This is a genomic window from Oscillospiraceae bacterium (assembly GCA_035380125.1).
Taxonomy (GTDB): Bacteria; Bacillota; Clostridia; order Oscillospirales; family JAKOTC01; genus DAOPZJ01.
Genome location: DAOSWV010000010.1, coordinates 72,214 through 99,045 on the forward strand (window position 1 = coordinate 72,214; position 26,832 = coordinate 99,045).

Sequence of the window (26,832 nt, forward strand, 5' to 3'; positions counted from 1 at the left end):
TTAACAAGGAGCGACAATATGAACTGGGACTATGAAGACGGACGTATTTACAGCGTGGGCGAAAACGACGAACTGATGGCGGAGGCGACCTTTGTTTTCAAGAAAAACGGGGAAGTCGATATCGACCACACCTATGTGAATCCGGTTTTGCGCGGTCAGGGCGTGGCCGGAAAGATGATGGAGGTTGTTGCGGAATATCTGAAAGGTGAAGGGCTGAGGGCTTCGGCTTCCTGCTCTTTCGCCAACGCGTGGCTGCAAAAAAATCGAGAGCGGTATACCGATATCATCTCAAAAGACCTTGACTGTGACGCCGCCGCCTGCAAAATCGACGGGAAGCGCTGAGGAAATCCGGTTATAAAGAGGAGGGCAGGAAGCAGTTTCTTGCCATTTTTTGCATATTGTGCTATCATTACGACAAAGGGCAAGGGATTATCATTTAAATAAAGAATGCGGAGGCGAAAAAGCGAAAGGGGATTTTTTCGATGAAAAGAATCATCCGGTCAATATGTGCCTTTCTGTCGGTCGTTTTATTGATTCTTTCGGGCTGCGGCGGCGTAGTGCAGGAAAGCGCGATCAGCAGTATGAACGCATCGGTTTCCGAACCGGAAAGTAATATCATAGCGTCAACGGCCGATTTGAACCAGCCGATGATTTTAATTACATCCGGCGATGAGACGATAAGCACCTATGCCAGCATTTTGTGGGCGTCTTTATGGAATGGAGAACAGTTGGAATGCGCCGATTGCGAATCGTCAACATTTATAGGAGCTGTTAATCAACTTTCGGTCGTCACTTATGCCGACGATTTTTCGATTCAATACCGCGAGGACATTACTTTTTCGTATATCCGGATCTTCGATGAGGGCTTCATAAGGATATATAATGCGGTGGATTTATCATATTTGGATGGACTGCCGGAGGGTATTTATTATATTGTGGTTGTTATTTGCAAACAGGGGGATTACATTATATCCAAAGATGAATATGAATACATCGGTTATGAATGCGCATTTAAGCTGGTGGTTGAATAGTAATTGAAGAAAGTATTTAAATAAGGTTTTTAAGATAATAAAAAAACACGGTGGGAATTTTAATTTCTGCCGTGTTTTACTGTTTTCATGGCGGATGTTTTCTGGTATAATATAGAATATATAACAGCTGCGGAAAGGATAACAAGTAATGACAGGGCGAGAGAGAGTATATGGGGCGCTGCGGCATGAGCCGATCGACCGTGTGCCGCGGTACGATTCATTTTGGGATGAGACACTGATGAACTGGGGCATTTCCGCGAAGGAACTTGCCCAACGGTTTGATTTTGATATTCGGGTGTTCGGTCTGGACAACTCCATGCGGTTTTCGACTTCCCGCGAGGACTTGGGTGAGCAGGAGATTGTGAACGACCGCTGCGGCTACCGGGTGCGTCGTTTTAAAAAAGGCGGCCCGATGGACTTTTTATGGCACGCGACCGCCGAATATGAGGGCTGGAGCCAAAATAAACATCGGTTTCGGCTGGATCCCGCGGACGAGAGCCGGGTGGATGTCGCAGCATTTTTCCTGCGGACAACCCCCGTGCCGGACTGGGACACAGCGATTGCCGCGATCAACGCCGACAGCCCCGACAAATTCCGGCTGATGAATTTTTACGGTCCCTGCGAAGCGACTTGGCGGCACCACGGATTCGAAAACTGGCTGATGGACATGGCGGCGGAACCGGAATGGACGATGGAGATGTTCGGGGCGGTCACCAACCTCACCATCGAGACGCTGGACTACGCCCTGCAAAAAGGATTGAAATTCGACGGCATCTGGATGACCGAGGACCTCGGCTCCACCCGAGCGACCCTGATGTCGCCGAAAACCTATCGGGAGTTGATTTTCCCCTGGCATAAAAAACTGGGCGACTATGTGAAGTCGAAAAATCTGAAGTTTTTTATGCACAGCTGCGGCGACGTGTCCGACCTAATACCGGATTTTATCGAGGCGGGCGTCGACGTGCTGCAACCCCTGCAGGCCAACACCACCATGCATGTGGTCCGTCTGAAAGAGCAATACGGCGACCGGATTTCTTTTTGGGGCAATATCAGCGTCGCGGTCATGGAACAGGGGAAAGAGGCCATCCTCGAGGAGGCCAAAAGCAAGCTGATTCCCGCGAAACGGGGCGGCGGCTACCTTTACCACAGCGACCACAGCATCCCGGCCGACGTGACTTATGAAAATTATGCTTATCTTATGGGATTGTTGGACGAATACGGGACTTATTGAGCGGTCTTATGGTGAATGGTGTGGATATATTCCCAAGACGTAAAAATCACAGATTAAAAAATTTCGATTATGGCGGTTACGGTTATTATTTTGTGACCGTATGTACGCGAAACAGGATGAGGATACTGTGTAATATCACTACCTCAAATGACACGTTGCGGAGCGACGAGGGCGTCTTTCGGAGCGACGGGGGCATCTTTCGGAGCGACGAGGGCGTCGCTCCCTACGGGAATGTGGTGATATTTCCCTCTGAAATGGGTAAGAAAGTAATTGAATGTTGGAAAAATATCGCGTTATTGAATGAGAACATTGAAGTTGATAAGTTCGTATTAATGCCCAATCATATTCATGGAATTATTGTTGTTAAGAATGCGGAGCCGATTGAACAAAAAGAAAATGATTTCACTTTTAAAATCACGGAGCGACGAGGGCGCCGCTCCCTACAGGGATTGATCAAAGATTTCAAATCCGTCACAACAAGGTATTATAAGAAGAGGTTTAATAATGATTTTTCTTTGTGGCAGGATTCATTTTACGATGAGGTTATCAGAGATCAGGAACATTATGATAACATATGGGAATATATCGAAATGAATCCGATAAAGTGGGAGGAAGATGAATATTACAAATCGTAGGGAGCGACGCCCTCGTCGCTCCGAAAGACCCCCTCGTCGTTCTGTTTTTTAACATGCGAAAGGAAACAAATAATGCTTACCATTTATGACTGGTTTGGGTACGAATTGCCGATCAAAGAGCGGTATCGGCTGATTAAGGAGGTGGGATTTGATGGGGTTTTGATGTGGTGGAGCGATTTATTAAATCGCGGCGATTACAAAAGCGGGCCGGGGATGGCGCGGGAAGCGGGGCTTTTTATCGAGAATATCCATACGCCGTTTCAGGTGCAGGATGACCTTTGGTCTGACAACCTCGACGGGGAGGCCGCTTTTAATTGTTATCTGCAATGCGTCGCGGACTGCGCCGAATTTGAAATTTCGACGATGGTGGTGCATCTGCCAGACGAAGACCATCCGCATAACGTGTTGGGGATGGACAGGATCAAGAAAATTGCCGACAAAGCGGAGCGGATCGGCGTGAATGTGGCGATGGAGAATTTGCGCAATTTCTCCAATCTGTCGTATGTGTTAGGACAAGTCGATTCGCCGAGAATCGGGTTTTGTTATGACTGCGCACACCATTATCGCAACAATCCCGACAAAGACCTGTTAGCGATGTACGGTTCCCGATTAATGGCGCTGCATCTGCATGACAACTGCGGAAAGGCCATGCACCGACTGCCGTTCGACGGCACGCTGAACTGGCCCGAAGCGATGAAAAACATCGCAAAAACGGGTTATGCCGGTTCGACCGCGATTGAAGCCATGAACTGGGGGTATCAGGAGTTATCTGCGCAGGAATTTTTGCAGAGCGCATTTGAAAAAGCCGAGAAATTGGAGGCATTGAGGCACTGAAGCGACAGGGGGTGTTGTATTCATGCGGTTCAAATCGAAGATGGACGGTTGGTACAAGGCAGTCGTCTGGCTGACAATTTTAATTATCATTGCAACTCTTATCTTTCTCCCAAAGGAAGAATATCCGATCGGCTTCGGCGTGGGGATACCGATGGTCGGTTTACTGCTGTGGACTTATTTCGGGAGTTATTTCGAGCTGAGAGAGGATTATCTGCTGTGCAGAATGGGGCCGTTTACGCAGAAAATCTATTATGAGAAAGTCACATCGGCGAAAATCGGAGAGGGCATCCCGATGTCGATGGCATTATCAAAGGAGAACGTGGAGATCATCCAGAGCGGGAAAGGGAGCATCTGGGGAACGACTTACATATCGCCTATGCGCAGGGAAGCGTTTATGGCGGAGTTTCTGAAAAGGTGTCCCAAATTGAGGTGACTTACGGCTGTGCGCATCATTATCACAATAATCCCGATATTGACCTGTTGTCGATATACGGCTTTCGGCTGATGGCGTTTCTGAATTTTAATCTATATATGATTACGGGGTTTTCTTGATCGCAGCAACCATTTTCAAATAGGGCAGCGGCCCGGCGGGAACGGTCATTGTGATCTTTTCGCTTTCCCGGTCGTTTTCTTCCCCCAACTTTCCGGTCACCGTTACAAGTCCGTCACCGCATTGGACCGAGAAAGCACCGGGAATCGGCTCTGCGTGCGTTTCTTTTCCTCCGGCTTCGATAATCTTTTTGCGGCCGATATTCAGCGTGAATATCGCATAGGCCTTTTCAATGGCGTCCAATCGGAAGATTCGTTTTACGCCGGCGTATAAGATGAAATCCACCCAGCGTTTCTCTTCGTCTTTCCCCTGTTCGAGCCGGATGATGTTATTGTCAAAAGCCGCTTCGATGCAGTTAATAGAAATAACCAAATCGTTTGTATGGATTTCAAAAGCGGCGTCGCCGGTTTGCATAACGCTTTTTACGGATTCAACCGCGCCGCCGAATTCCAGGCGAAGCCGTAAGTCGGCGGCTGTAATAGTACTGTTTTGAATCCTATCCAGATGCAGGTGGGTGTCGCCGCCGTCGGTGAAGAAATTGACCATTCCCAAAACGGCGCCTTTTTTCTGAACACACGTCAAATGCCCCGAAGCGTAGTCGTACCCGTCGTGAAGCAATCTTAACTGCATATAAACCGGTGCTTCTGGGGTGCTCATGTAAGCCAGCAATGGGCGTCTCTGATTCCAGAAAACCGACCGGTTGAAGCTGCTGAGAACATAGTCGTTATTATAATATCCGTATTCCTTTTCATCGGGCGCCGTTCCGGTTCCCTTGTGAAAGGTTTTGCTGACAATCCGTTCGTCCGACGGATGTAAAAAGTAATCATAAAATTCTTCCGGACATTCCAATTTCATTCTGACCCAGGACGGGGAAACGTCCAGATCATCTTCCGTCAAAAAGCGAACCTTTCCGCCCGTGCCGATCTGTATGAAGGAAAGGGTGTTTTTGGGCAGCAGGTTGGTATAGCATCTGTAGTGAGGACCCGCCCATTGCCGGGTAGGCATATGAAAATGCTGCGCCAGGCATCCCCAGGCCATTTTGTTCAGATCCCGGATTTTATCCAGAGCATCCTGGTCCCGAATATGCAGCAGCATCGAAGCGATTTCTTCGATTGCCACCACCGTGTAGGTCGGGCTGTTGTATTCATTGAACGCGCCGTTTTCCATATTATACGCATACAGGATTTTCAGTCGGTTTTTTGCGTATGCCAAAATTTCCGGTTCATTGAAATGTTTTCCCGCCACATAAGTCACGTAAGTTCCCTTTAAAGAGATGTTCGTATAATCCGGTCCCACATCCCGTTTCATAATGGACTTGCAGGCATGGATGATCGCCGCTTTCAGGAGCTCTTGCAGATCCGGCTCCAAGACATCCGTGTAGTCAATGGCCGCCTGCAGCAGTTGTTTTCCGCAAAAATCCGCCCAGTTCCAGTCCGGAGGGGACATTTGGGACAGCGGTTCTTCTAAAAACCAGGGCCAAATGCCATAGGTGTTATGCGACGGGTCGGTGTCCTGCAGCGAAATCACTTTTCTTAAAATCCGAGAAGCCCTTTGCGTGTTCTTCTTATCTTTGCTGTCCAGCAGCGCCACGGCGTAATTCAGGGCGTGTATGGTGGGATGAACCACTCCGCCCTTTAAAGTGGTGTGATATCCCGGTGTGCGGAAGGGAAGCAGCAGCATATGTTCTTTTTCATCATAGCTTTCGTGCAGTTGATTGAGTTTTTCGGCAAAGGCGCTTTCAGATATTTCAGACATGATAATTCCTCCGATGAGCAGTATTAGTTTTTCGGAATGGTTTTGTGGGTTCTTCTTTTTGGCAGGATATCACATTTTGCGGGTTCAGTCAATGCGCTTTCCTGTGGAAAGCAGTGTTTTTGCCGCCGGTTTGCATGGGTTTGGGGAAAGGGTTGACTGAAACGGTTGAAACCTCTATTATATAATAAACGGATATTAAGGGAGAAAGGAACCGATAAAGCGACGAATTGTAAAAAACCGGAACGAATCATAACACAGGAGGAAACGACATTGAACATTTTGTGGATTTGTACCGATCAGCAGCGGTTTGACACACTCGGCTGTTACGGAAACAAGTATGTGAAAACACCGAATATCGACCGGCTTGCCGCGATGGGTACGCGGTTTAACCGTGCCTATTCGCAGTCACCGGTCTGCGCACCGAGCAGGGCGTGCTTTTTGACGGGCAGATACCCCAGAACCTGCCGCGTGCGCCAAAACGGACAGGACATACCGGCTGACGAGCGGTTGGTCACCAAAGTCCTTGCGGAAAACGGGTATACCTGCGGGCTGTCGGGAAAACTGCATATTTCGGCATGCCATCCGGATATCGGCCGCAACACGGAACCCCGCATTGATGACGGCTATGATTATTTCAGATGGTCGCATCACCCGTCCGGTGTCAGTCCGGCTCACGGTTGGACGATGAACGAATATACGATGTGGCTGGAATCGCGGAATATTCAATATCGCAGCGAGAATCTGGCGGAATGCCGCTATGTGCAGTCGGGCATGGAAGAGGAAAACCATCAGGTGACCTGGTGCATGAACTGTGCGCAGGAGTATATCGAGAGCGCCCGCGCACACGGCAAGCCGTGGCTGTTCTCGGTCAACGTCTTTGCGCCGCATCATCCCTTTAATCCGCCTGCGGAATATCTGGAGCGATATCTGAAAATGTTTGATGAAATTCCGCTGCCGAACTATGTGCCGGGGGAATTAGACGAAAAACCGCTGTTCCAGCAAAAAGACCATATGGGCGCTTATGACACCCCGGGCAGTATGGCTTATGACGCGATGACGGAAAAAGACCACCGGTATGTACGCGCCGCATATTGGGCGATGATCGATCTGATCGACCATCAGGTCGGGCGGCTGTTGGATTATCTTGAGGAGAGCAATCAGCTGGACGACACCATGATTATTTTCATGTCCGATCACGGCGAGAACCTCGGTGACCACGGGATGTACCTGAAAGGGCCGTATTTTTATGAAAACAATATCCGTGTGCCGCTGATCATCGCATATCCGTCCGTCATACCGGCAGGTCGGGTTAGCGACGCGCTGGTGGAGTTGATCGATTTGGCGCCCACGCTCTGCGACGCCGCGGGTGTCGACATAGAACCCGGCATGCAGGGGAAATCGCTTTGGCCGCTGCTCACGGGAAATGCGCCGCTTGACGTCCACCGCGAAAGCGTCTATTGCGAATATTACAATGCGAACGTCAATCACTGCAATCCGCAGGCGTTTGACACGATGGTTTGCAACGGGAATTATAAACTGGTTCGGGTGCATGACGAGACCGGCGTTGTGAAAAACCTCGGCGAGCTGTATGATCTGCAAAACGACCCGAACGAAACGGTCAATTTGTATCATCAGCCCGAATATGCGCAGGTGAAATCCGAGATGCTTGAATTGATGTGCGACAGAATGGCGCAGACCTGCGACCCGCTTCCGGTGCGAAAGGCCTTTTGGTGAAAACAGGGGCAGCGCAGAATTTAATTAATAACGCATAAAGAGGGTTTGTTTTGAAATTTGAATTTGACAGCGAAATCAAACTGCTCGGGCAAGATTAAATGGAACGTGTTCTATTTCCCGTATTCGGTGTCGGAACAGTTCGGCTCTAAGGGCAACATTCCGGTTTGCATTACGGTGGACGGGCATCCGTTCGACCACATGCTGCTGCCGTCGAAAAACGGGCACTATCTGGTCTATAACGAATTTATCAAGCGGGCGGTCGGTAAAAACCTCGGCGACAGCGTGCATGTGACGTTGGAAAGAGACGCGAAAAAGCGAGCGGTCGTGATTCCCGCCGATATCGAAAAGGCGCTGAAGGACTTCGGTGTTTTGGAACGGTTTCGAAACCAACCGGATTATTACAAACGCGAACAACTCAACCATATCGAAATTTCAAAAAAGGAAGAGACCCGGGCAAACAGAATCGTGGCATTGATGAAACTGCTTACAGAGCGGAAATAATACTTTTTAGGGGTTATAATCATGAAAAAATCTATACCGGTTTCCAACGGCTTCTGCCCGCAGACGCTGTTTGTCTACGGTACATACAACGAGGACGGCAAGCCGGACTTCGGGCTGTTCTGCTGGGTGAGTTATTATTGGGGCGAAGGTCTCGGGGTAATGGCTGCGATCTGCGAAGATAAACGCACCCGTGACAACATCCGCAGGAACGGGGTCTTTTCGATGGGGATGGTGACCGAAGAACTGCTTCCGCTGGCTGACTATTTCGGCTGCAAGTCGGGGTATGATGCGGATAAGATGAAGATTGAGGTCGGCGTTGAAAAAGGGCAGGTGCTCTCGGTTCCGGTGCTTGAAAAATGTCCCTGGACGTTCGAGCTGGAAGTCGATAAAACTTTTCGGGACGGAGGTGTGGACATTTATTTATGTAAAATCCGCAATGTGCTGGCCGACGAGGCGTTGAGTGATGATTCGGTTTCCTTTGAGGATAAGCTTCATATGATCCGCCCGGCAAGAACGGTGGGCGGCACCTATTTCTCGTGGGAAGGGCGTGCCATGGGAAAATGGGGCGAGCCGATGAAAAAGGTTACGGGAGAACAGTGATGACAAAAGAAGAAATGATTAACGCGATCGGCCCTTGCTCCCTGATGTGCTATACCTGCTTCGGCTATATCCACGGCGGGATCCGTGAACATGCCGCCTGTCTGCATGAACTTTATAAGGGCTGGTATGAGGGGCATGTAAATGTTTATAAGAATGACCTGACAGAAGGACGCATTGAAAAACTGAACCGGATCAATATCTTTAACGAGATGCTCGAAGAGCTTTACAAAAATCCGGGCTGCGAGGGCTGCCAGACCAACTGCGGTGCGCACGGGGGCTGCATTAAGGGTTGTAATATTCCGAAGTGCACTAAGGAACGCGGGATTCATTTTTGCGCTGAGTGTGCGGAATTCCCCTGTCAAAAAGACGTGGTGCCCGAAGGGATCCGGAAGCGTTGGCTGGACGGGAACACCTACATCAAAGAACACGGCTTTGAGGCGTGGTTCGAAAAGAACAAAGCCATCGCACATTATATCGAGCAATACGACGCGGCAAAGAAATAATTACATTAGGTAATATTTTAAATCAATTTGAACCCCACGCTATTCTACGTGGGGTTCAAATTTTTATTGTGATAGTACGATTATAATATGATCACTTTTGTTTAGTTTGATTTCGGCTCATATAAAAAAAGCACAAGGTAATTTTTAAAAACAAGCGGAATATTTTTAAATTATACAGGAAATATGGGAAAATGTAACCATTTTTGTTACTAAACAGTGGTATTATATGAATACATCTTTTTGTACAAAGGGATTAAAAGAGCAGGAAATAAAAAACACCTATTTTCCGAAAATCTTTTCATCGAATGGTTTCATCCGCAAAAGATAAAAAAGACGTTGCGGAGTTTGTTTTTTATGCCATTTTACAGGAAAAAAGATTATTCGGCAAAAGCTCCCATAAAATACCAAAATTAGCGATTGACAGGTGTCATTTAATTTGTATGATTAAACATAGGATTATTTTATGCTCCGATTTTTATATTCTATATTTGTTTTCTTTTGCGGATTAAACAACAGCAATGCAAAATATTTGCCGGCTTTTTAATCGGAACGGAGGTCAACTTATTATGAAAAATCATCAGACAAACTTCACCCGCCGGAAGCCGATTTCGCCGATGGCTCCTCTGCAGGACTTGAGAGAATTGCTGTATAGAGCTTTGGCGCTATACGGCAGTCAAACGGTTCTGCGTGAGACGCGTGGCGGTGAAATCGTACAATATTCCTGTGAGGACATTGTCGACGACATCAATGCACTGGGCACGGCGCTGATGGATTACGGCTTTGCGGATGCGCATATCGCACTGGTGGGGGAGAACTCCTATCTATGGTTTATTACTTACATGGCGGTGGTATGCGGCGTGGGTGTGATTGTTCCGCTGGATAAAGAGCTGCCCGACGAGGACCTTAAAAATCTGGCGCTCAAAGGCGATGCAAGTGCGTTGTTTTATACCGGATCCTATCACGGCGCAGCTCGAATGTTGGAAAACGCCGGAGTGAGGGGATTTTCACTTGAGCCGCTTCCCGGCGTGGACGAGGCCGATACGCTGAACGGGTTGATCCAGTACGGCAAAGAATTGCTCAGCCGCGGAGACCGCCGTTATCTGGACAGGCAGATCGATCGGGAGAAAGTCACGGTGATCTTGTTTACCTCCGGAACTACCGGTCCGAACAAGGGAGTCATGCTCAGCCATAAAAATATCTGCACCAATATTGAGAACATCGTCAGGATCGCGCCGTGCGAACCGGAGTCGCTGTCAATGCTGCCGTTTCATCATACCATTGAACTCAACTGCCACATTCTGCCCGGGATACTAAAGGGTATTAATATTTACATCTGTGCGACACTCAAGGGGCTTTTGGATACCTTTAAAGCGGTGAAACCCGGTATGTCGATCGTGGTGCCGCTGTTCTTGGAGACGGTGTATAAAACCATCTGGGCGGAGACGAAGCGGCAGGGACGCGACCGGGATTTGCGGGCTGCGATTAAAATTTCCAATCTGCTGCTTGCGGTTGGCATCGACATCCGTGACATCCTGTTCAAGCAGCTGAAAGAGAGTTTGGGCGGAAACTTCAAACGGGTCATGTGCGGCGGCGCGGCAATTGATCCGGAGATTTTGCGGGGTCTTTACAGCCTAGGCATCGACGTGGTGACCGCATACGGGCTGACTGAATGTTCTCCTGCGGTTTCGGTCAACCTGAAAGCGCACCGGCATCCGGAAGCCGTAGGGAAACCGTTAAAGAGCATTCAGGTTAAAATCGACCAACCCGATCAAAACGGCGTCGGCGAAATCTGTGTTAAAGGCGAAAATGTGATGCTGGGGTATTACAAAGACGCGGCGGCCACCGCTGCGACCTTTGACGGCGAATGGCTGAGAACGGGGGATTACGGAAAACTGAGAGGCCGGGAGATCACGGTGGTCGGCAGAAAAAAGAATTTAATTGTCCTCAATAACGGCAAGAATGTGCATCCGGAGGAGATCGAGGCCAAAATTATTCAGCAAATGCCCTATGTCAGGGATGCGGTGGTCTATTCCTATCAATATCAGGTAAAAGGGATGCTGATGCAAACCATCGCTGCCGCGCTGAAGATTGAAGCGGAAAATTACTTTGAATCGATGGATCACAAGACCATCGAAAAATTGGTGGCCGAGGATCTGCGGCGGGTCAATAAACTGCTGCCCGGATATAAGCAGATGCACCAATTGTTTATCACACAGGAGGATTTTTTACGCACGACCACCAAAAAAGTCATCCGCCACAAAGTCGTCGAGGAACAGAACAAATTCTCTTACGGTGAGGGAATTCCGATATAATATTATTTTTTAAAGAACATTGATACCTGCTTAAATGCGCGGTGAGAACGCAAAGCGTTAATTGATGGGACGACTTGTTCTATCCGCGGTATGCGCGCAGATTTGTAAAGCTAATATAAATAAATGTATAAAAAGGAGCGTTTTTATTATGTATGAGAGATTACTTACCATTCTGTCCGAATACGTTATACTGGACCCGGCGGAAATCACTCCGGAATCCGAATTGAGAAAGGATCTTGGATTAAATTCGCTGGAGTTCATCCATCTTATAACGGTGTTGGAGCGGGAATTCAAGGTGGCTATTCCTGAACGGGAAGCGATTAATTTTCAGTATATCAGCGACGTTATCGCCTATCTTGAAAAAGAGACCGTCCTGCACTGATCCGTCTTGAGGAGGCAGGATAGGCAATGACACCGTATATTGTTTTTAAGGATGTTTATAAGCGATATCAGATGGGCGAAGTGACAATTGTGGCCGCAAATGCGGTCAATTTCACCATTGAAAAAGGCGAATTCGCGGTGATTTTGGGCGCCAGCGGCGCCGGGAAAACCACCGTGCTCAATATGCTCGGCGGCATTGATAACTGCGACGAAGGGGACATCATTGTCGACGGGAAAGCCGTCAGCGCTCTCTCCGAGTCGAAAATGATTCAATACCGGCGGATGGACATCGGATTCGTCTTTCAGTTTTATAATCTCATCCCGAATCTGACGGCGGGTGAAAACGTAGAGCTTGCCTCGCAGATCTGCGGAAGCGGCCTCGATTCCGTGGAGGTGCTTTCAAGTGTGGGGCTGCGTGAACGTGTACAAAATTTCCCCTCTCAACTTTCCGGCGGCGAACAGCAGCGGGTGGCGATTGCCCGCGCGCTGGCCAAAAATCCGAAACTGCTGCTCTGCGACGAGCCGACCGGGGCGCTGGACGATACCACGGGCAAAAAGATTCTCACCCTGCTGCAGGAGACCTGCAGGCGGCAGAAGATGACGATTGTATTAATTACTCACAATACGGTGATCGCCCCCATGGCCGACCGCGTGATCCGCATGCGCAGCGGTTCGGTGGCCTCGATTGACCTCAATCCCTCGCCCGTTTCCGTGGAGGAACTGGAATGGTAATCCGCAGGGTGATTTGTTCCGGGCGGGAAAAGGAGCGGATATGAAGACGGGAATGTTGGGCAAGGATACACGCCGGGAGATTCTGCGCTCGCGCGAACGGTTTATTTCGATCGCGCTGATTACCTTTTTGAGCGTCGGATTTTTTGTCGGCGTCAAGGCGACGGCTCCCAGCATGCGCGCAACGGCGGAGAATTATTTTAACGCCTCTTCGCTGATGGATCTGGAGGTTATATCTACCGTCGGTTTCGACGACAGCGACGTGGAGGCGGTTCGCGTGCTCGACGGTGTGGCGGGCGTGATGCCGTCCTATTCGGCCGATCTGATCGTTACGGAGGACGCAGGCAACAGTGTGGCCCGCGTATCTTCGCTGCCGATTTCAGGTGAACAAGACACGCTGAATATCGTTCAGCTGATCGCAGGCCGCATGCCCGAAAATCCGGGTGAGTGCCTTGCCGCGCCGTACCGTATGCAGGATACGGACATCGCCGTCGGAGATGTCATCCGCTTCTCCGACACTGCGGGCTCAACAGCAACAGATGCCATTATTTCCGGCACAAGCTATACCGTGGTGGGTCTGATTAAATCGCCACAACAGATCTCCTATTCTTACGGGACATCCTCCGTCGGAAACGGCATTATCTCTTATTACATCATGCTTCCTGCTTCCGAATTCAAATATTCCCGCTATACGGAGCTCTATGTTCTTTTAAACCGAGCCGCCGGCGTCACCGCGTTCGACGCGCAATATGCAGCTGACATCAGCCGGGCGTCGATTCAAATCGATGAGGCCGGCCGGGTCAGCTATGATCTTTTTTTGCAGAATATCAAAACACAGATCGAAGATGCGGAAAGCGAACTCAACTTGCAGACGTCCGACGCCTACGCTCAGTTGAACGACGCCAAGCGGCAGCTGGATGAGGCGAAACTGGAACTGGAGAAGTCGAGGGCCGAAATCGACGCCGGTTGGGATGATTACAATAAAGCCAAAGCGGAAGCTGAGGCTGAATTTAAAAAAGCCGAAGATGAATTATTTGACGCTGCTGTTAAAATCTCCGAAGGGAAAACACAGCTGATCATCGCTCAGGCCCAATATGACAAGGGCGCAGCAAAACTCGCAAATGCACGCGAACAACTGGACGACGGCTGGGCACAGTATGATCTCGGTGCGGCTGAGTATCAGGAAAATGAGGCGTTGTACAACGATGGGCTGACGCGCTATACGGCGGCAAAACAGGAGTTTGACGAGGCCAAAGAAATTTACGATACCGCACAGGCGGCTGTCGCTATGGCCGAAGCCGTGTTGAACGGGGAAGAGATCAATATGGAGGAAGCGGAGGCGCTTTACGAAAAGGCGCAGGCGGAACTTCAGGATTATATCGATAACGGCGGTGCCGACCCGGAGGTGACCGCTCAGTTGGAGGAGCAGGTTCGGGCCGCTGCCGAACGTGTGGCGAATGCAGAGGATCAGGGCGCACAGGCGCTGGAAGAACTCCAAAAGGTTGTGGCACAGATCGAGGGTTATGAAACTCAACTGCTGGAAGCCGAAGCGGAACTGAATGCCGCGAATCAACAGTTGGAGCAAGCTCGAGAGGAGCTGGACAAAGCCAAAGCGCAGCTCGATCTGGCCTACGGAGAATTGAACAGCGGAGAAGTTGAATATGCGGCCGGAAAGAAAGAGCTGGATGAGGCGAACGCGCAGTTGCGGGCCAATAGGTTGAAGTTGGAGGCTGCCGAAACCAAGCTCAGAGCGGGTGAGGCGGAATTCAATCAAAAAAAGGCATTGGTTTTGACTCAATTGGCGGATGCAAAAGCACAACTTGAGGCCGCAGAAGAGCAGCTGGCTGCGGGACAAAAAAAATACGATGAGGGATACGCTGAGTATCTGGATGCACTCGCCAACGCGCAGAGCTCAATCGCCGACGGGAACAATCGCATACAGAATATAAAAAATATGTTCGGCGAGGTCGAATCGGGGAAATGGTATGCTTTCACGCGTGATGACGTTATCCAGAGTTATGCGGGTTTCAATCAGGATTCGGAACGCATCGACGCGATCGCGGCGATTTTCCCGGTGTTTTTCCTGTTGGTCGCGTCGCTGGTCTGTCTGACCACCATGTCCCGCATGGTTGACGAGCAGCGTGTTCAGATCGGCACCTACAAAGCGTTAGGATATTCGTCGGCGCAGATTGCGGGCAAATACATGATCTACTCCGCAGTCGCCTGCATTCTCGGCAGCGTGCTGGGGCAGCTGGTCTGTATTCAGATTTTGCCGCGGGTGATCATCGGCGCTTATTCCGCACTGTACCGCCTGCCCGATATTGATATTCAAATTCCGTGGGATATGTCGCTGATTTCAATGTTCGTTGCCTTGCTTTGCACGGTGATGGTGGCCTGGTACTGCTGTTATAAGGAGCTGAGAACGCCGACTGCCGCACTGATGCGCCCAAAGACGCCGAAAGGCGGCCGAAAAATATTCCTCGAGCACTTTAAGAGATTTTGGTCCGCGATGAGTTTTTCCCAAAAGATCACCGCGCGCAACCTGTTTCGGTATAAACTGCGGCTGATGATGACGGTATTGGGCATTTCGGGCTGCATGGCACTGATTGTGGCGGGCTTCGGCATGCGCGACGGGGTTAATCCGATCGTGGATAAGCAGTACGGAGAGATCAACCGCTATAAGATTATGTTTACGCTGTCAAGAGAACTGACGCGTGACGAAGCCAATGCGTTGGGGCAGCAGTTTGCGGAAGATAACCGGCTGAGCGGCGAGTTGTTTTCGAAGATTTTGCCGGTCGAGGCTGAAAAAGGCGGGGAGGTGATCCGCAATGTATTTGTGTTTGCGCCGGAGGACATCGCGCAGATGGAACGGATGATCACCCTGCGCAATCCCAAGAACGAAGGTGCGCTTACACTCGGCGACGAGGGCGTGATTGTCACCGATAAACTGGCGGAGGCGCTCGGTATCAGCGTCGGAGATACCGTCACCTTTATCGCGAACGAGGTGCTTTATACGCTTCCGGTTACGGCGGTCACCGAAAATTATATCTACCACTATATTTACATCTCGCCCGCGCTTTATGAGCAGACTTTCGGTACGGATATAAAGTTTAATTCTATTGCATGCGCAGCCAGCGAAAACATGACCGATTTTGAGGGCTTTGTGTCCGACTGGCTGGCGAAGGACAGCTCGATTCTGTCCATCGTCAGCATCGATGCGGCAAGGAAATCTTTTGCCGAGACCATTAACAGCATCAACATCATCATATTGGTCATGTTGATTGCGGCAGGCGCGCTGGCTTTTGTGGTAGTCTATAACCTGACCAATATCAACATCTCCGAACGCACTCGTGAGATTGCCACCATCAAGGTACTCGGGTTTAAGCACAGTGAGACCAATATGTACATTTTCCGCGAAAACTTCGTGATGGGCGCCGTCGGGATTGTGCTCGGCGGTGTGATCGGCTATTTTTTGGCGCAGTTTATGCTTCAGACGGTCGAGGCGGATATGGTCAAATTCGCCAGAGACATCGCAACCGCGAGTTATCTGTATGCCGCGCTGCTCACCGCGTTCTACATCGTATCGGTTAACCTGTTGATGACCAAACGCATGCGGGACATCAGCATGGTCGAATCACTGAAGGCCGTTGAATAGCGGTAAAACAAGGACGGAGGAAAAATTATGTCAAAAAGAGAAACCGGCAGAACGTATTATGACATTTTCGGCTCACAGCAGCTGCCCCTGGTACAGCTGCAGTACAGCCTGCACAAGGAGTGCAACCAGATTGTCTTCTACATGATTGTCAACCAGCAGTTTGACTTTGAACTGCTGAAACAGGCGGTGAACACGGAGATTGCGCGCAACGACTGTTTGCGTATACGCTTCGAAAAACATGAGGGAAGCCTCAAACAGTATTTTATGCCGGAATATCGGTTAGACAAAATCCCGATTCTGGATTTCACGGGAAAAACAAAGCAGGAGCAGGAAGCCGTGCTGATGAAAGACGCGCACACTCCACTGAAAACCAAGAAAGGGGAAGTGTACCGTTTCATTTTTTATCGGACTTATGACGGACACACCGGCATCTATTTGAACATCTCTCATGTCCTCGCAGATCTGTATGCCGTGGTTTTATTGTTCGCCGATCTGCTTGAGGTCATTGCCGCGCTGCAAAACAAGACCCCTATGCCCCGGCCGCTCGCCGCATTCGAGGAATGTTTGAAAAAAGATCTGCAGTTATTCAATGACAAAGAGGAGCTGGAGAAACACCGTCAATTTTATAAACATTATTATGCCAAAGACGGCCCCTCGTTTTATGCCGGTGCCGACAATATGCGCTGTCTGAACAAAATGCGCCGCAAAAAGAGGGACCCGAATCTTCGCTATATGTCCCTGAATACGTTTATATATGATAAAAGCGAAAACTACGGGATACATCTGTCCGCGGAAAGAGCCGCGCCGATTCTGGCTTACTGTGAAAAGAACGGAGTCCCACTGCAGACGATGGTCTATGTCGGTATGCGCACTTATCTTTCAAGAATCAGCGAGGAGACCGACGACGTCACTTTTATGATCGCAGTCAACCGGAGAATTACACTTGCCGACAAGCGCTCCGGCGGCTGCCGCGTCAATGCGCTGCCCCTTCGCACCGTGATTCAAAAAGACCAGACGTTTCAGCAGGCGATCGAGCATACCCAGCAGGTGCAATATCAGGTTCTGCGCCATGCGGATTATTTATATTGTCTTCATCAAGGTGAGATCAAAGCCATGGAACACATGTCGATGTTTTCTTGGACCTATTCGATGCTGCTGACCTGCGTTCCGCTTTCGCTTTCACTGCCCGAGGGTTGGCACTGCGAATTCGGTAATTACAGCAATGGCCGGTTCACGCTGCCGCTTTATACTGTGGTGGTTCCCAATATGAACGACGGCGGGCTCGATTTTCGCTTTGAGTATATGGTGAAAATTTTGTATCCCCATGAGCTGGAGGCGCTGTTTGAGCAGAGCGTTGAAGTGATGGAAAGGGGCGTTGCGAATCCCGATATCACGATTGGTGAATTACTGCACGGGGCGCCCGAAACCGATACGAAAAAGGATCTTTCGGCAGCAGTGCTTTAAGGCGGTAATTTATCGTGATTCAAAAAAGTAGCCGTCTGTAAAATGACGGTTTCTTTTTTTGAGCATGAATATGCAGGTTGAATTATCCGTTCGAACCTGTTATATTTAATTCATCACAGACAGCAAGGAAGACAGAGGGAAAACGGTTATGGAAATCAGAAAAGCTGAAGTTGGCGAAATCGACAGCATTATGAAAATTTACGGATATGCGAGAAAATTTATGCGGGAGAACGGCAACCCGGAGCAGTGGGGAGATTGTCATCCCCCGCGGGAATTGATCGAAAACGATATCCGTCAGGGGAAACTCTATGTCTGCACGGATGATGGCAAAATTGCCGCCGTGTTTTATTATGCGCGTGAGGACGACCCGACCTATCGCATAGTCGAAGGCGGTGCATGGCGCAACGACGAACCGTATGCAGTGGTTCACCGAATCGCCTCCGCCGAAGGGACAAAGGGTGCTGCGACTTATTGTCTGAACTGGGCGTTTGAGCAATCCGGCAATATCCGGATCGATACGCACGAAGACAACAAACCCATGCGGAGCCTGCTGGAAAAACTGGGTTTTGTTTATTGCGGGGAAATTTATCTTGCGAATGGGTCACCCAGAATCGCTTTTCAAAAGATCAGGTGAAAGAAGCCGTAGAAATAGGAGGGGATTATGAGCTTTGATCCGGCCGTGTTCGGCGAGGGATTCCATCGGTTTGTCGAGATGGAGTTCGATTTATTCGGCACGACCCTTGCGCCGTTTTTTCATATTGCCTCACTGATCGTCCTGTTGTTGGTTTTTTGCATGGGCAATCGGGTCAGAACGGTATTCACGGCTTATTTTGCGTTGAATTGGTTGTTTTTGTTCGGGTACTGGGGCGTTTTCGGCGTCATTTACTGGGCGGGAATCGGTGTTGTTTATCTACTGGTGTTTCTTGCCGCACCGGTACTGTTGGCATTCATCGCGTTCTTTTGGGTGCGGGAACTGTTTCGAAAGAGCATTGATCTTGATTACAGGCAGACAGCGGGATATCGGTGGGCTGTGCTGCCGGTGCTGGTTTGGGGATTCTGGTATCCGTTTTATCAGTACGGGCAGGGGTTCACCCTGAACGTCAGCGACCTGCTTTTTTCCTATTACGGACTCATGCCCTGTCCGACAACGATGGTCGTATTGAGCCTGTTCACATTAAATTATCCCCGCGGAAACCGGGTGTTGTTCCGGTTGATGGCGATCTATGCGGTGCTGATTGGAACCGCCACCGTGTTGACCGGATGGCTGCCTGATATTCCTTTTATCGTGATCGGACTTTATGCTTTTGGACTGATGCTGTTCGAAAGGAAATCCCGCCCCCAAAACATCGGCGGGAAATCATTTTCGGATATAAACGGAGGAGAGGGAAATTGAAAAATAAAACCGGCAGGGGCTTTTTGATGATTTTTATCTGCTATCTCATTGCCGCTTTGGCGGGTGCAATGATCTATTTGCATATAGACGGCGCGGTTTGGCTGAAGCTGCTGGCTGCGGATACCGCCGCGACCGTGCTGATTTGGGCAGCGAGCGTTATTTTTCGCAATGCGTCGGTTTATGATCCTTATTGGAGCGTGCAGCCCATTGTCATTTTAACGCTGTTGTTGATTCAAAAGGGCAGTATTGATTTGGGATCTGCTCTGCTGTTTGCCGTTATTTTATTCTGGGGCATCCGGTTGACCGCTAACTGGGCCTATACCTTCAAGGGGCTGGGTCATCAGGATTGGCGGTATGACCGGATTAAGGAACAGACCGGGAAATTTTACGAGGTTGTCAACCTTGTGGGGATTCAACTGATGCCGACGTTTATCGTGTATCTGTGTATTTTGCCGGCGGTCTATTATGTAACGGGGCAAAGTACATTCAGCGCGTTTTCTTTGATTGGGCTGCTTATCAGTTTATCCGGAGCGGTTTTGCAGATGACAGCAGATATTCAAATGCACGGATTCCAAAAGAGCACCGGGGATCGGACGAAAATCATCCGCACCGGGGTCTGGAAACACGCGCGCCACCCGAATTATCTCGGTGAGATCATGATGTGGTGGGGCGTCTATCTGGCGGTGCTTCCGAGCCATATCGAACGCTGGTATTTATTGATTGGGGCGCTTATGAATACACTGTTATTTTTGTTTATCAGCATTCCGCTTGCGGAGAAGCATCTGGCAGGGTATAAAGAGGGGTATGAGCAGTATCAAAAAGAGACCCGAATGCTGCTTCCGATCCCGAAATAAACCGAAAAAACAGAAAGGGATTTGCATAATCATGGAGATCAAAATCCGGGCGTATCGGGATGCCGATGCCGCCGAGATGATCCGTATCTGGAACGAGGTCGTGGAGGAGGGGATCGCCTTCCCGCAGGAGGAGTGCCTGACTGAGGAGACGGGCAGGGCGTTTTTTGCCGAACAGACTTTTTGCGGTGTCGCAGAATGTAGAAAAAGCTCGAAAATATACGGAATGTATATTCTCCATCCCAACAATGTGGGGCGGTGCGGACATATCTGCAACGCAAGTTTCGCCGTCGGTTCCGAGAGCAGGGGTCTGCATATCGGGGAAATGCTGGTGAAAGACTGCCTTTTACAAGCCAAACAGCACGGATTCAAGGTCATACAGTTCAACGCCGTGGTCGCCTCCAACACGCACGCGCGGCATCTGTATGAGCGGCTCGGGTTTGTGCAGCTCGGGACGATTCCGGGCGGATTCCGGATGAAAGACGGGCATTACGAGGACATCTGCCCGTATTATCATCTGCTGTAGCTTTCGGAGAGTAAACGGTTTAATCACTGAACGGAAAAGAGATTGTTATGAACGATTGGTTTACAATAGACCGCATTGACGCGGATACATACATCATCAGCGAATACAGGCACTGGGAAGAGACGCACTGCTATCTTCTGAACGGGACGGAACGCAGTTTGCTGATTGATACCGGACTCGGCATCTGCGACATCTCCGAAGAGGTGAAAAAACGGACGGATCAACCCGTAACCGCTGTGGCGACGCACATTCACTGGGACCATATCGGCGGGCATCGATATTACCCGGATATTTACGCCCACGAGGCGGAATTGAATTGGCTTTCCGGCGAATTTCCCCTGACGATGGAGACGATTCGGGACATGGTGATTGACCGCTGTGATTTACCGGACGGATATGATGTAAACGGTTATGAATTTTTTCAGGGAACGCCCACACGCGTGCTGCATGACGGAGATGTGATTGACCTCGGAGGACGCGTCATAAGAGTGCTGCATACACCCGGTCACTCTCCGGGGCATATGTGCTTCTGGGAAGAGGCGCGGGGATATTTATTCACAGGTGATCTGGTTTATAAGGATACGTTATTTGCGTATTATCCGTCCACCGACCCGGCGGCCTATTTGGATTCGCTGGAAAAAGTCGCTTCTTTATCCGTAAAAAAGGTCTTTCCGGCACATCACAGCTTGGAGATCAAACCGGAGATTTTGAATCGGATGCGCGGCGCTTTTCGACAGCTGAAAGCGGACGGCAAACTCCGTCACGGAAGCGGAACATTCGATTACGGCGATTGGGCGGTATGGCTGTGATAGGATGGTTTGTTATATGAAAACGAGGGATGTGAAATGAAGACCGGGCATTTAAAAACCGTCGGGGGAATTTTACTTTTGATGGTCACATTGCAGGCGCTGCTGTTCGGAATCCAGCAGCTCATCTTTGTGTTTGTGGAGCGGACGGATTTTTCCGACCACATGGCGATGATGGCCGCAATGGCGTTGCTGACGGTCGCTTATACGCTCATTTTCAGAGCGCAAAAAGTCGAATTGTCGGTATTTCCGAAAAAATTCGGAACTGGCTATATCATTGCCACCACGGCAGCCATTCTTTTGCTCATCGTCAATCCGGTGAATTATTTCGGCGGGGCAGAGGCGATCTGGATGAATATTTTTGCCTGCATCGTGACGCCGATTTTTGAGGAGTTGATTTTTCGCGGGTATATCTGGAAAAAACTGAACACGGTTTTCACAAAGGAATGGAAGACCTATCTCGTCTCGACCGTTCTGTTCGGGCTCTGGCACCTTGGGTATATCAGTTCCATTGCCTTCCGTGTTGAGACGGGGCTTGCGAACGCCATGATGTGGAAAGTGATTGTGGGCTTGTGTTTCGGAGTCGTCCTGGGATTTGTGCGGCTGAAGACAAAAAATTGCTACTCGACGATTTTGCTTCACGGGGTGATGAACCTGTTCGGTAGATAGTCGCTTAATATGTATTGTTTTCCTTTGATTTATTTGGCATATTATGTTATTATTGCGAAAGGAGGGGATTTTAAATATGGATAAATTCGAATATTATACCTATTGTTATGATACCGAGGGTTGGTCAGGCGGAAAGGTGGACGTCGTCCGGCTGCAGGCTGAACTGAACCGGCTGGGCGAAGACGGCTGGGAACTGGTGAGCGGGACCTCATCCAATCAAGCGTATGGGCAATCACGGAGTTTGATCTTTATCTTTAAACGGAAATTGAATTATTAGGAAAAGCGCTCTGATTCATTCAGGGCGCTTTTTATGTGGTTGCAAAGCAGCAGATGACAAACGAAGAAAAAATTGCTATAATACCGTTGTCGGTTTGGTCGTTTTTTAGAGGAAAATGGGGTAAATCAGGGGAAGAGCCATGAATAAAGGGATTATTGTTATACACGGCGCGCCGGGCAACGGCAATACCACGGTAGGCGGGCTGCTTCATGAAAAATTGAAGTGCCCGTGGTTTGAGTTCGGGTGGATCCCGGAGTTTCGCAATTTGAATCCGCACACCGAAATTCCGTATTCCGAAGAGGAGGAACTCTCGTTTTCCTCGCTTGCGCTGGTGGCGAAGAATTATCTTGCACACGGCTTTGAATATGTGATTTTGACCGATTTGCCGGATCGGCTGGTTGCGACTCTGCCGGAGGTATACGGCGAAGACGGATATATGCTGTTTATGCTGTATTCCGATGACAATGAAATCATTAAGAACCGAATTATGACCCGTACCAACGGGAATTTATATAAGGACTGGGAAACCGCCATCAAACTCAACCGCACAATCAAAGAACGTCCGCCGATTGCCCATGAGACACGCATTCGCTCCGACCAAATGAGCGCCGAAGAGATCGCGGAGAGTATTTACGGGATTATAATGTAGGGGCGAACTGTGTTCGCCCGCTATACCAATCATCGGGCGAACGCAGTTCGTCCCTACGCGATAGAATTTTACGAAAGCGGTAACAACAAATCATGAATCAAACGCAATGGAAAACCGAACTTGAAACACGCATTCAAAAACTGATCGGGGCGATGGCCAAAGCCAATCCCGAATTCGAGACCGCGCTGATTGCGGGGCGGATCAATCAATATTACCTGACCGGAACGATGCAGGACGCCGTTTTGATTTTAAAACGGGACGGCAGCGCCTATCTGTTTGTGCGCAAGAGTTTTGAGCGGGCCAAGGACGAGTGCCCGCTGGATATCGTCTATCCGATGGGGTCTTACCGGGATATGCTTTCGGTGCTTTCGCCCGAATTCGGCACGACTTATCTCGAGGTCGAAATCGTGCCGGTCGCGATGATGGAGCGGTTCCGGAAGTATTTTAAAATGGATAAAATTCTGCCGTTCGAACCGATCATCGCAGCGCAGCGGGCGGTCAAAAGCCCGTATGAACTCGACCTGATCCGCCGTTCGGGAAAGCAGCACAAAATCCTGCTCGAAGAAGTTGTCCCGACGCTGCTGCGGGAGGGCATCAGCGAGGCGGAATTTCACGGGGAACTGTTCGCGGCGATGATGAAACAGGGTCACCACGGCGTTTCGCGGTTCACGATGTTCCAGTTCGAGGCAGTCGTCGGACAGCTCGGATTCGGCGACAACTCGGTCTACCCGACCAATTTCGACGGCCCGGGCGGCATGAAGGGCATGAACGCGGCCTCTCCGGGACTCGGCAGCCGCGAGCGGAAACTGCAAAAAGGCGATCTGGTATTTGTCGATATCGGGTTCGGTATCGACGGCTACAACAGCGACAAGACGCAGGTGTATTCGTTCGGCAAAACGCCCGATGAAAGCGTGTTGAAAATTCACCGTGCCTGCATGGACATCGAGAGACGGTGTGCCGAAATGTTGATTGCGGGAGCGATTCCGTCCGAAATTTACGCCAAACTCACCGACAAACTGCCGTCGGAACTCTCGACGGGCTTTATGGGATACGGACAGAGCGTCAAGTTCTTGGGGCATGGAATCGGGCTGCACGTCAACGAGCTGCCCGTGATCGCAAAGGGCTTTGACGAGCCGTTACAGGAAAACATGGTGTTCGCAGTCGAGCCGAAATGCGGGCTGCCGGGTATCGGCACCGTGGGCGTTGAGGACACTTACATCGCCAAGGCCGGACACAGCGAATGCGTCACCGGCGGCGGGATTGATATTATGACGGTATGATTTTGATTGAAAGGTGATGTGAAAGTTAAGTGGAGATTCGGACGGTTGAGAAAAACAACATAAAAATCGCGGTAGTGACTGCGGATGAAAAGCTGTTATACGACGTGCAGTCGGCGTTGGATTTGATGGCGACGGTGCAATACGAGGCCGACAGCAGCCGTATCGCCATGTATAAAGAATCCGTCGCCGAGGACTTTTTCATCCTCAGCACCCGGCTGGCAGGTGAGATTTTGCAGAAATTCACCAACTAGGGCTTACTGAAAAACTAAAAACCTTATTTTTATGAAGGTTTTTAGTCGCCAAAAACTGCGGTTTTCGGGCGCAAACGCTTTCAAAACGTTTGTTTTCAGATGCCGCGATTCAGGGCGGCGCTCAAAAATAAAATTTTGAGTTTTACCAGCTTCGCTGATTAATGAAAAATCCTTGACGAATTTTTCAATGCGCCCTGATTGCCACTGCAAGCTGGCGATGATCGGGGATTACTCCGGAGCGTCAACCGCAGTTGACACTCTATACACAAGCAAATCGCTAAAGGATTTTATTTACGAGAGCAACAACGGGCGGGACATTTTCTTTGTCGCCACCGAGGGAGAAGCGATCGAGCGGTTGAGCGGATCAGTTATTTGATGAAGGGGCGAACACAGTTCGCCCCTTGATATTTTTTAGGAGCTATAGTAAAATTGATCTATACGATACATGCACTCAAAATCAAGTGTAACATGAACCGAGTTCTCAACACCAAACCATAGATTCGCAAACCGAAACGGAGGTAAAATTATGATCAGTGTAACATTGGCAAAGGCGCTCAGCGAGCAGGTAAACGCGGAATTTTATTCGGCGTATTTGTATCAGGCGATGTCGGCTTATGCGGAGGATGCCGCTTTAAAAGGCGCGGCAAACTGGCTGTGGGTGCAGGCAAGAGAGGAAATGGCCCACGGCATCCACATGTACCAATATATCTTGGATCGCGGCGCGGTTCCGACTTTTGCCGCGATTGAGGCACCTCCGGCAGCGACCTCTTTCGCAAACCTGCTGGACGTCTACAAAGCCGTGCTTGTCCACGAGCAAAAAGTGACGGCGCGCATCAACAACATCGCCACCCTCGCGATGAAAGAAAACGACCACGCCTGTTATCAGTTCATTATGTGGTATGTCAACGAGCAGGTCGAGGAAGAGGCGAACGCCCAGGACATCATCAACCGGTTAAAATTGATCGGCGAAAACTCGGGACAGCTGCTGACGCTCGATCAGGAGCTTGCGGCGCGGGCCTATGTCAATCCGTTCCCGACCGACGCCAAACTCGGCGGCACGGCCATGGCCTGACGGTAAAAAACAACCGCAGACGAAAACAGAATAAAGGAGGGTCTTGCCATGAAGGTCTTTATGGTCGGCGGAACGGGTTTGCTCGGCAGCGAAGCCGCTGCCGAACTGATCCGGCGCGGGCATGAGGTCGTCTCGGTGGCGCTTCCGCCTTTGCCGCCCGGTGCGGTGCTGCCGCCCGAGATGAAAATCGAGTTCGGAAACATCCTCGAGATGTCGGACGAGGCCATCAAAACCCTCATGTCCGGCTGCGAGGGCTTTATCTTTGCCGCAGGCGTCGACGAACGGGTCGAAGGCCCGCCGCCGATCTACGACATGTATAAAAAGTTCAATATCGACCCGGTCAAGCGTTTGTTGGCCATCGGCAAATCCGCCGGCGTGAAGCATGCGGTGATTTTGGGCTCCTATTTTTCGTATTTGGATAAGAAAAAGCCCGAAATGCAGCTGACCAAATGGCACCCCTATATCCGCAGCCGCCGCGATCAGGAAGCCGCCGCGCTAGCGTTCGCCGACGGTGATTTCAACGTGGCTGTCCTCGAATTGCCCTATATTTTCGGCACACAGCCCGGCCGCAAACCCGTTTGGCTGTTTTTGGTCGAGATGATTCGGGGCATGAAAAAATCAACGTTTTATCCGGCGGGCGGCACGACGATGGTCACGGTCAAGCAGGTCGGGCAGGCGATTGCAGGCGCGCTTGAGAAAAACAAGGGCGGCAGCTGCTATCCGATCGGCTGGTACAACATGACCTGGAAGCAGATGCTCGCGATCATGCACCGTTACCTCGGTTTTCCGGACAGGAAAATCATCACCATTCCGAAGTGGATGTTCGATTTAAACGCCAAAAAGATGCGCAAAGAACAAAAGGCGCACAACATCGACGGCGGGTTGAATTTGCTCAAACTCGGCGAAATTCAGTGTTCGGAACTGTTTATTGACAAGTCGGAGGGCAGCGAGCCGCTCGGTGTGAAGCCCGACGATATCGAGGCAGCCATCGGTGATTCGATTAAGCTTTGCATTGAGATTTTGGATCAGAAATTGCAAACAGTCGGGATGAAAGGTGAATAGATTTTATTTACGTCGCCGATGGTGACGCCATTAAAAATCGTGTAGGGAACGGTCTTGACCGTTCCTAAGAATTGCGATTCT

28 protein-coding genes and 1 pseudogene are annotated in these 26,832 nt (G+C 50.0%); 28 read left to right on the forward strand and 1 reads right to left on the reverse strand.

Annotation, left to right across the window (positions count from 1 at the left end):
* The first annotated feature begins 18 nt into the window (after positions 1–18).
* The 6 genes from PK629_05365 to PK629_05390 all read left to right on the forward strand — a co-directional run bounded on the left by PK629_05365 (position 19) and on the right by PK629_05390 (position 4,164).
* Positions 19–342: a GNAT family N-acetyltransferase gene (locus PK629_05365; GenBank protein ID HOP10902.1), complete on the forward strand. Its 324-nt coding sequence runs from the start codon at positions 19–21 to the stop codon at positions 340–342.
* 140 nt (positions 343–482) lie between these two features.
* Complete coding sequence (locus tag PK629_05370; protein HOP10903.1) at positions 483–1,031, forward strand: hypothetical protein; 549 nt, start codon at positions 483–485, stop codon at positions 1,029–1,031.
* 148 nt (positions 1,032–1,179) lie between these two features.
* Complete coding sequence (locus PK629_05375; protein ID HOP10904.1) at positions 1,180–2,262, forward strand: uroporphyrinogen decarboxylase family protein; 1,083 nt, start codon at positions 1,180–1,182, stop codon at positions 2,260–2,262.
* An 8-nt stretch (positions 2,263–2,270) separates the two neighbouring features.
* A complete protein-coding gene (locus tag PK629_05380) occupies positions 2,271–2,897 on the forward strand; it encodes a hypothetical protein (protein ID HOP10905.1) in 627 nt (208 codons plus the stop codon).
* A 72-nt stretch (positions 2,898–2,969) separates the two neighbouring features.
* The gene (locus PK629_05385; protein HOP10906.1) at positions 2,970–3,731 is read left to right on the forward strand and encodes a sugar phosphate isomerase/epimerase family protein; all 762 of its coding nucleotides are present in this window, start codon (positions 2,970–2,972) and stop codon (positions 3,729–3,731) included.
* Between the two features lie 22 nt (positions 3,732–3,753).
* Positions 3,754–4,164, forward strand: a complete 411-nt coding sequence (locus PK629_05390; GenBank protein ID HOP10907.1) for a PH domain-containing protein — start codon at positions 3,754–3,756, stop codon at positions 4,162–4,164.
* Positions 4,165–4,266: 102 nt separating this feature from the next.
* Here PK629_05390 and PK629_05395 read toward each other — a convergent pair whose 3' ends face one another.
* Entirely contained in the window at positions 4,267–6,036 is a 1,770-nt protein-coding gene (locus PK629_05395; protein ID HOP10908.1) for a hypothetical protein, read from the reverse strand.
* Positions 6,037–6,306: 270 nt separating this feature from the next.
* Between PK629_05395 and PK629_05400 the strand changes: the two genes are divergently transcribed.
* The 22 genes and pseudogenes from PK629_05400 (at position 6,307) to PK629_05505 (ending at position 26,751) form a co-directional block, all read left to right on the forward strand.
* Positions 6,307–7,770 (forward strand): sulfatase-like hydrolase/transferase, encoded by a 1,464-nt coding sequence (locus PK629_05400; protein HOP10909.1) that lies wholly within the window; start codon positions 6,307–6,309, stop codon positions 7,768–7,770.
* A 57-nt stretch (positions 7,771–7,827) separates the two neighbouring features.
* Positions 7,828–8,271, forward strand: a complete 444-nt coding sequence (locus PK629_05405) for a YdeI/OmpD-associated family protein (GenBank protein ID HOP10910.1) — start codon at positions 7,828–7,830, stop codon at positions 8,269–8,271.
* Positions 8,272–8,292: 21 nt separating this feature from the next.
* Positions 8,293–8,871, forward strand: a complete 579-nt coding sequence (locus tag PK629_05410; GenBank protein ID HOP10911.1) for a flavin reductase — start codon at positions 8,293–8,295, stop codon at positions 8,869–8,871.
* On the forward strand, positions 8,871–9,374 hold the full coding sequence (locus PK629_05415; GenBank protein HOP10912.1) for a DUF3795 domain-containing protein: 504 nt from the start codon (positions 8,871–8,873) through the stop codon (positions 9,372–9,374). The genes PK629_05410 and PK629_05415 overlap by 1 nt, the downstream gene beginning before the upstream one ends.
* Positions 9,375–9,940: 566 nt before the next feature.
* The gene (locus PK629_05420) at positions 9,941–11,686 is read left to right on the forward strand and encodes an AMP-binding protein (GenBank protein ID HOP10913.1); all 1,746 of its coding nucleotides are present in this window, start codon (positions 9,941–9,943) and stop codon (positions 11,684–11,686) included.
* A gap of 148 nt (positions 11,687–11,834) precedes the next feature.
* Complete coding sequence (locus PK629_05425; protein ID HOP10914.1) at positions 11,835–12,068, forward strand: phosphopantetheine-binding protein; 234 nt, start codon at positions 11,835–11,837, stop codon at positions 12,066–12,068.
* Between the two features lie 26 nt (positions 12,069–12,094).
* On the forward strand, positions 12,095–12,799 hold the full coding sequence (locus PK629_05430) for an ABC transporter ATP-binding protein (GenBank protein HOP10915.1): 705 nt from the start codon (positions 12,095–12,097) through the stop codon (positions 12,797–12,799).
* A gap of 40 nt (positions 12,800–12,839) precedes the next feature.
* Entirely contained in the window at positions 12,840–16,451 is a 3,612-nt protein-coding gene (locus PK629_05435; protein HOP10916.1) for an FtsX-like permease family protein, read from the forward strand.
* A gap of 27 nt (positions 16,452–16,478) precedes the next feature.
* On the forward strand, positions 16,479–17,915 hold the full coding sequence (locus PK629_05440) for a condensation domain-containing protein (GenBank protein ID HOP10917.1): 1,437 nt from the start codon (positions 16,479–16,481) through the stop codon (positions 17,913–17,915).
* A gap of 148 nt (positions 17,916–18,063) precedes the next feature.
* Positions 18,064–18,549 (forward strand): GNAT family N-acetyltransferase, encoded by a 486-nt coding sequence (locus PK629_05445; GenBank protein ID HOP10918.1) that lies wholly within the window; start codon positions 18,064–18,066, stop codon positions 18,547–18,549.
* Between the two features lie 27 nt (positions 18,550–18,576).
* Positions 18,577–19,308 (forward strand): hypothetical protein, encoded by a 732-nt coding sequence (locus PK629_05450; GenBank protein ID HOP10919.1) that lies wholly within the window; start codon positions 18,577–18,579, stop codon positions 19,306–19,308.
* Positions 19,305–20,162, forward strand: coding sequence for a DUF1295 domain-containing protein (locus PK629_05455; protein HOP10920.1), 858 nt, complete (start codon positions 19,305–19,307; stop codon positions 20,160–20,162). The genes PK629_05450 and PK629_05455 overlap by 4 nt, the downstream gene beginning before the upstream one ends.
* Positions 20,163–20,193: 31 nt before the next feature.
* Entirely contained in the window at positions 20,194–20,685 is a 492-nt protein-coding gene (locus tag PK629_05460; protein ID HOP10921.1) for a GNAT family N-acetyltransferase, read from the forward strand.
* Positions 20,686–20,732: 47 nt separating this feature from the next.
* Positions 20,733–21,494: an MBL fold metallo-hydrolase gene (locus PK629_05465; GenBank protein HOP10922.1), complete on the forward strand. Its 762-nt coding sequence runs from the start codon at positions 20,733–20,735 to the stop codon at positions 21,492–21,494.
* Positions 21,495–21,530: 36 nt separating this feature from the next.
* Positions 21,531–22,160, forward strand: a complete 630-nt coding sequence (locus tag PK629_05470) for a CPBP family intramembrane metalloprotease (GenBank protein ID HOP10923.1) — start codon at positions 21,531–21,533, stop codon at positions 22,158–22,160.
* A 76-nt stretch (positions 22,161–22,236) separates the two neighbouring features.
* Complete coding sequence (locus PK629_05475) at positions 22,237–22,437, forward strand: DUF4177 domain-containing protein (protein ID HOP10924.1); 201 nt, start codon at positions 22,237–22,239, stop codon at positions 22,435–22,437.
* A gap of 139 nt (positions 22,438–22,576) precedes the next feature.
* Positions 22,577–23,086 (forward strand): hypothetical protein, encoded by a 510-nt coding sequence (locus PK629_05480; GenBank protein HOP10925.1) that lies wholly within the window; start codon positions 22,577–22,579, stop codon positions 23,084–23,086.
* Positions 23,087–23,178: 92 nt separating this feature from the next.
* Positions 23,179–24,366 carry a Xaa-Pro peptidase family protein gene (locus PK629_05485; protein HOP10926.1) on the forward strand — a complete coding sequence of 396 codons (1,188 nt, stop codon included), beginning with the start codon at positions 23,179–23,181 and terminating at the stop codon, positions 24,364–24,366.
* Between the two features lie 29 nt (positions 24,367–24,395).
* The gene (locus PK629_05490; protein ID HOP10927.1) at positions 24,396–24,617 is read left to right on the forward strand and encodes a DUF4180 domain-containing protein; all 222 of its coding nucleotides are present in this window, start codon (positions 24,396–24,398) and stop codon (positions 24,615–24,617) included.
* 208 nt (positions 24,618–24,825) lie between these two features.
* Positions 24,826–24,993, forward strand: a pseudogene (locus tag PK629_05495) (DUF4180 domain-containing protein).
* A gap of 150 nt (positions 24,994–25,143) precedes the next feature.
* On the forward strand, positions 25,144–25,689 hold the full coding sequence (locus tag PK629_05500; protein ID HOP10928.1) for a ferritin: 546 nt from the start codon (positions 25,144–25,146) through the stop codon (positions 25,687–25,689).
* Between the two features lie 48 nt (positions 25,690–25,737).
* A complete protein-coding gene (locus PK629_05505; protein HOP10929.1) occupies positions 25,738–26,751 on the forward strand; it encodes an NAD(P)-dependent oxidoreductase in 1,014 nt (337 codons plus the stop codon).
* Positions 26,752–26,832 lie beyond the last annotated feature (81 nt).

Coding starts and splice junctions, on each gene's coding strand:
- PK629_05435 (HOP10916.1), top strand. CDS start 12,840: ATGAAGACGGGAATGTTGGGCAAGGATACACGCCGGGAGATTCTGCGC.
- PK629_05505 (HOP10929.1), top strand. CDS start 25,738: ATGAAGGTCTTTATGGTCGGCGGAACGGGTTTGCTCGGCAGCGAAGCC.
- PK629_05370 (HOP10903.1), top strand. CDS start 483: ATGAAAAGAATCATCCGGTCAATATGTGCCTTTCTGTCGGTCGTTTTA.
- PK629_05475 (HOP10924.1), top strand. CDS start 22,237: ATGGATAAATTCGAATATTATACCTATTGTTATGATACCGAGGGTTGG.
- PK629_05395 (HOP10908.1), bottom strand. CDS start 6,036: ATGTCTGAAATATCTGAAAGCGCCTTTGCCGAAAAACTCAATCAACTG.
- PK629_05375 (HOP10904.1), top strand. CDS start 1,180: ATGACAGGGCGAGAGAGAGTATATGGGGCGCTGCGGCATGAGCCGATC.
- PK629_05430 (HOP10915.1), top strand. CDS start 12,095: ATGACACCGTATATTGTTTTTAAGGATGTTTATAAGCGATATCAGATG.
- PK629_05425 (HOP10914.1), top strand. CDS start 11,835: ATGTATGAGAGATTACTTACCATTCTGTCCGAATACGTTATACTGGAC.
- PK629_05470 (HOP10923.1), top strand. CDS start 21,531: ATGAAGACCGGGCATTTAAAAACCGTCGGGGGAATTTTACTTTTGATG.
- PK629_05440 (HOP10917.1), top strand. CDS start 16,479: ATGTCAAAAAGAGAAACCGGCAGAACGTATTATGACATTTTCGGCTCA.
- PK629_05365 (HOP10902.1), top strand. CDS start 19: ATGAACTGGGACTATGAAGACGGACGTATTTACAGCGTGGGCGAAAAC.
- PK629_05445 (HOP10918.1), top strand. CDS start 18,064: ATGGAAATCAGAAAAGCTGAAGTTGGCGAAATCGACAGCATTATGAAA.
- PK629_05485 (HOP10926.1), top strand. CDS start 23,179: ATGAATCAAACGCAATGGAAAACCGAACTTGAAACACGCATTCAAAAA.
- PK629_05480 (HOP10925.1), top strand. CDS start 22,577: ATGAATAAAGGGATTATTGTTATACACGGCGCGCCGGGCAACGGCAAT.
- PK629_05415 (HOP10912.1), top strand. CDS start 8,871: ATGACAAAAGAAGAAATGATTAACGCGATCGGCCCTTGCTCCCTGATG.
- PK629_05460 (HOP10921.1), top strand. CDS start 20,194: ATGGAGATCAAAATCCGGGCGTATCGGGATGCCGATGCCGCCGAGATG.
- PK629_05465 (HOP10922.1), top strand. CDS start 20,733: ATGAACGATTGGTTTACAATAGACCGCATTGACGCGGATACATACATC.
- PK629_05420 (HOP10913.1), top strand. CDS start 9,941: ATGAAAAATCATCAGACAAACTTCACCCGCCGGAAGCCGATTTCGCCG.
- PK629_05500 (HOP10928.1), top strand. CDS start 25,144: ATGATCAGTGTAACATTGGCAAAGGCGCTCAGCGAGCAGGTAAACGCG.
- PK629_05450 (HOP10919.1), top strand. CDS start 18,577: ATGAGCTTTGATCCGGCCGTGTTCGGCGAGGGATTCCATCGGTTTGTC.
- PK629_05380 (HOP10905.1), top strand. CDS start 2,271: ATGGTGAATGGTGTGGATATATTCCCAAGACGTAAAAATCACAGATTA.
- PK629_05390 (HOP10907.1), top strand. CDS start 3,754: ATGCGGTTCAAATCGAAGATGGACGGTTGGTACAAGGCAGTCGTCTGG.
- PK629_05410 (HOP10911.1), top strand. CDS start 8,293: ATGAAAAAATCTATACCGGTTTCCAACGGCTTCTGCCCGCAGACGCTG.
- PK629_05385 (HOP10906.1), top strand. CDS start 2,970: ATGCTTACCATTTATGACTGGTTTGGGTACGAATTGCCGATCAAAGAG.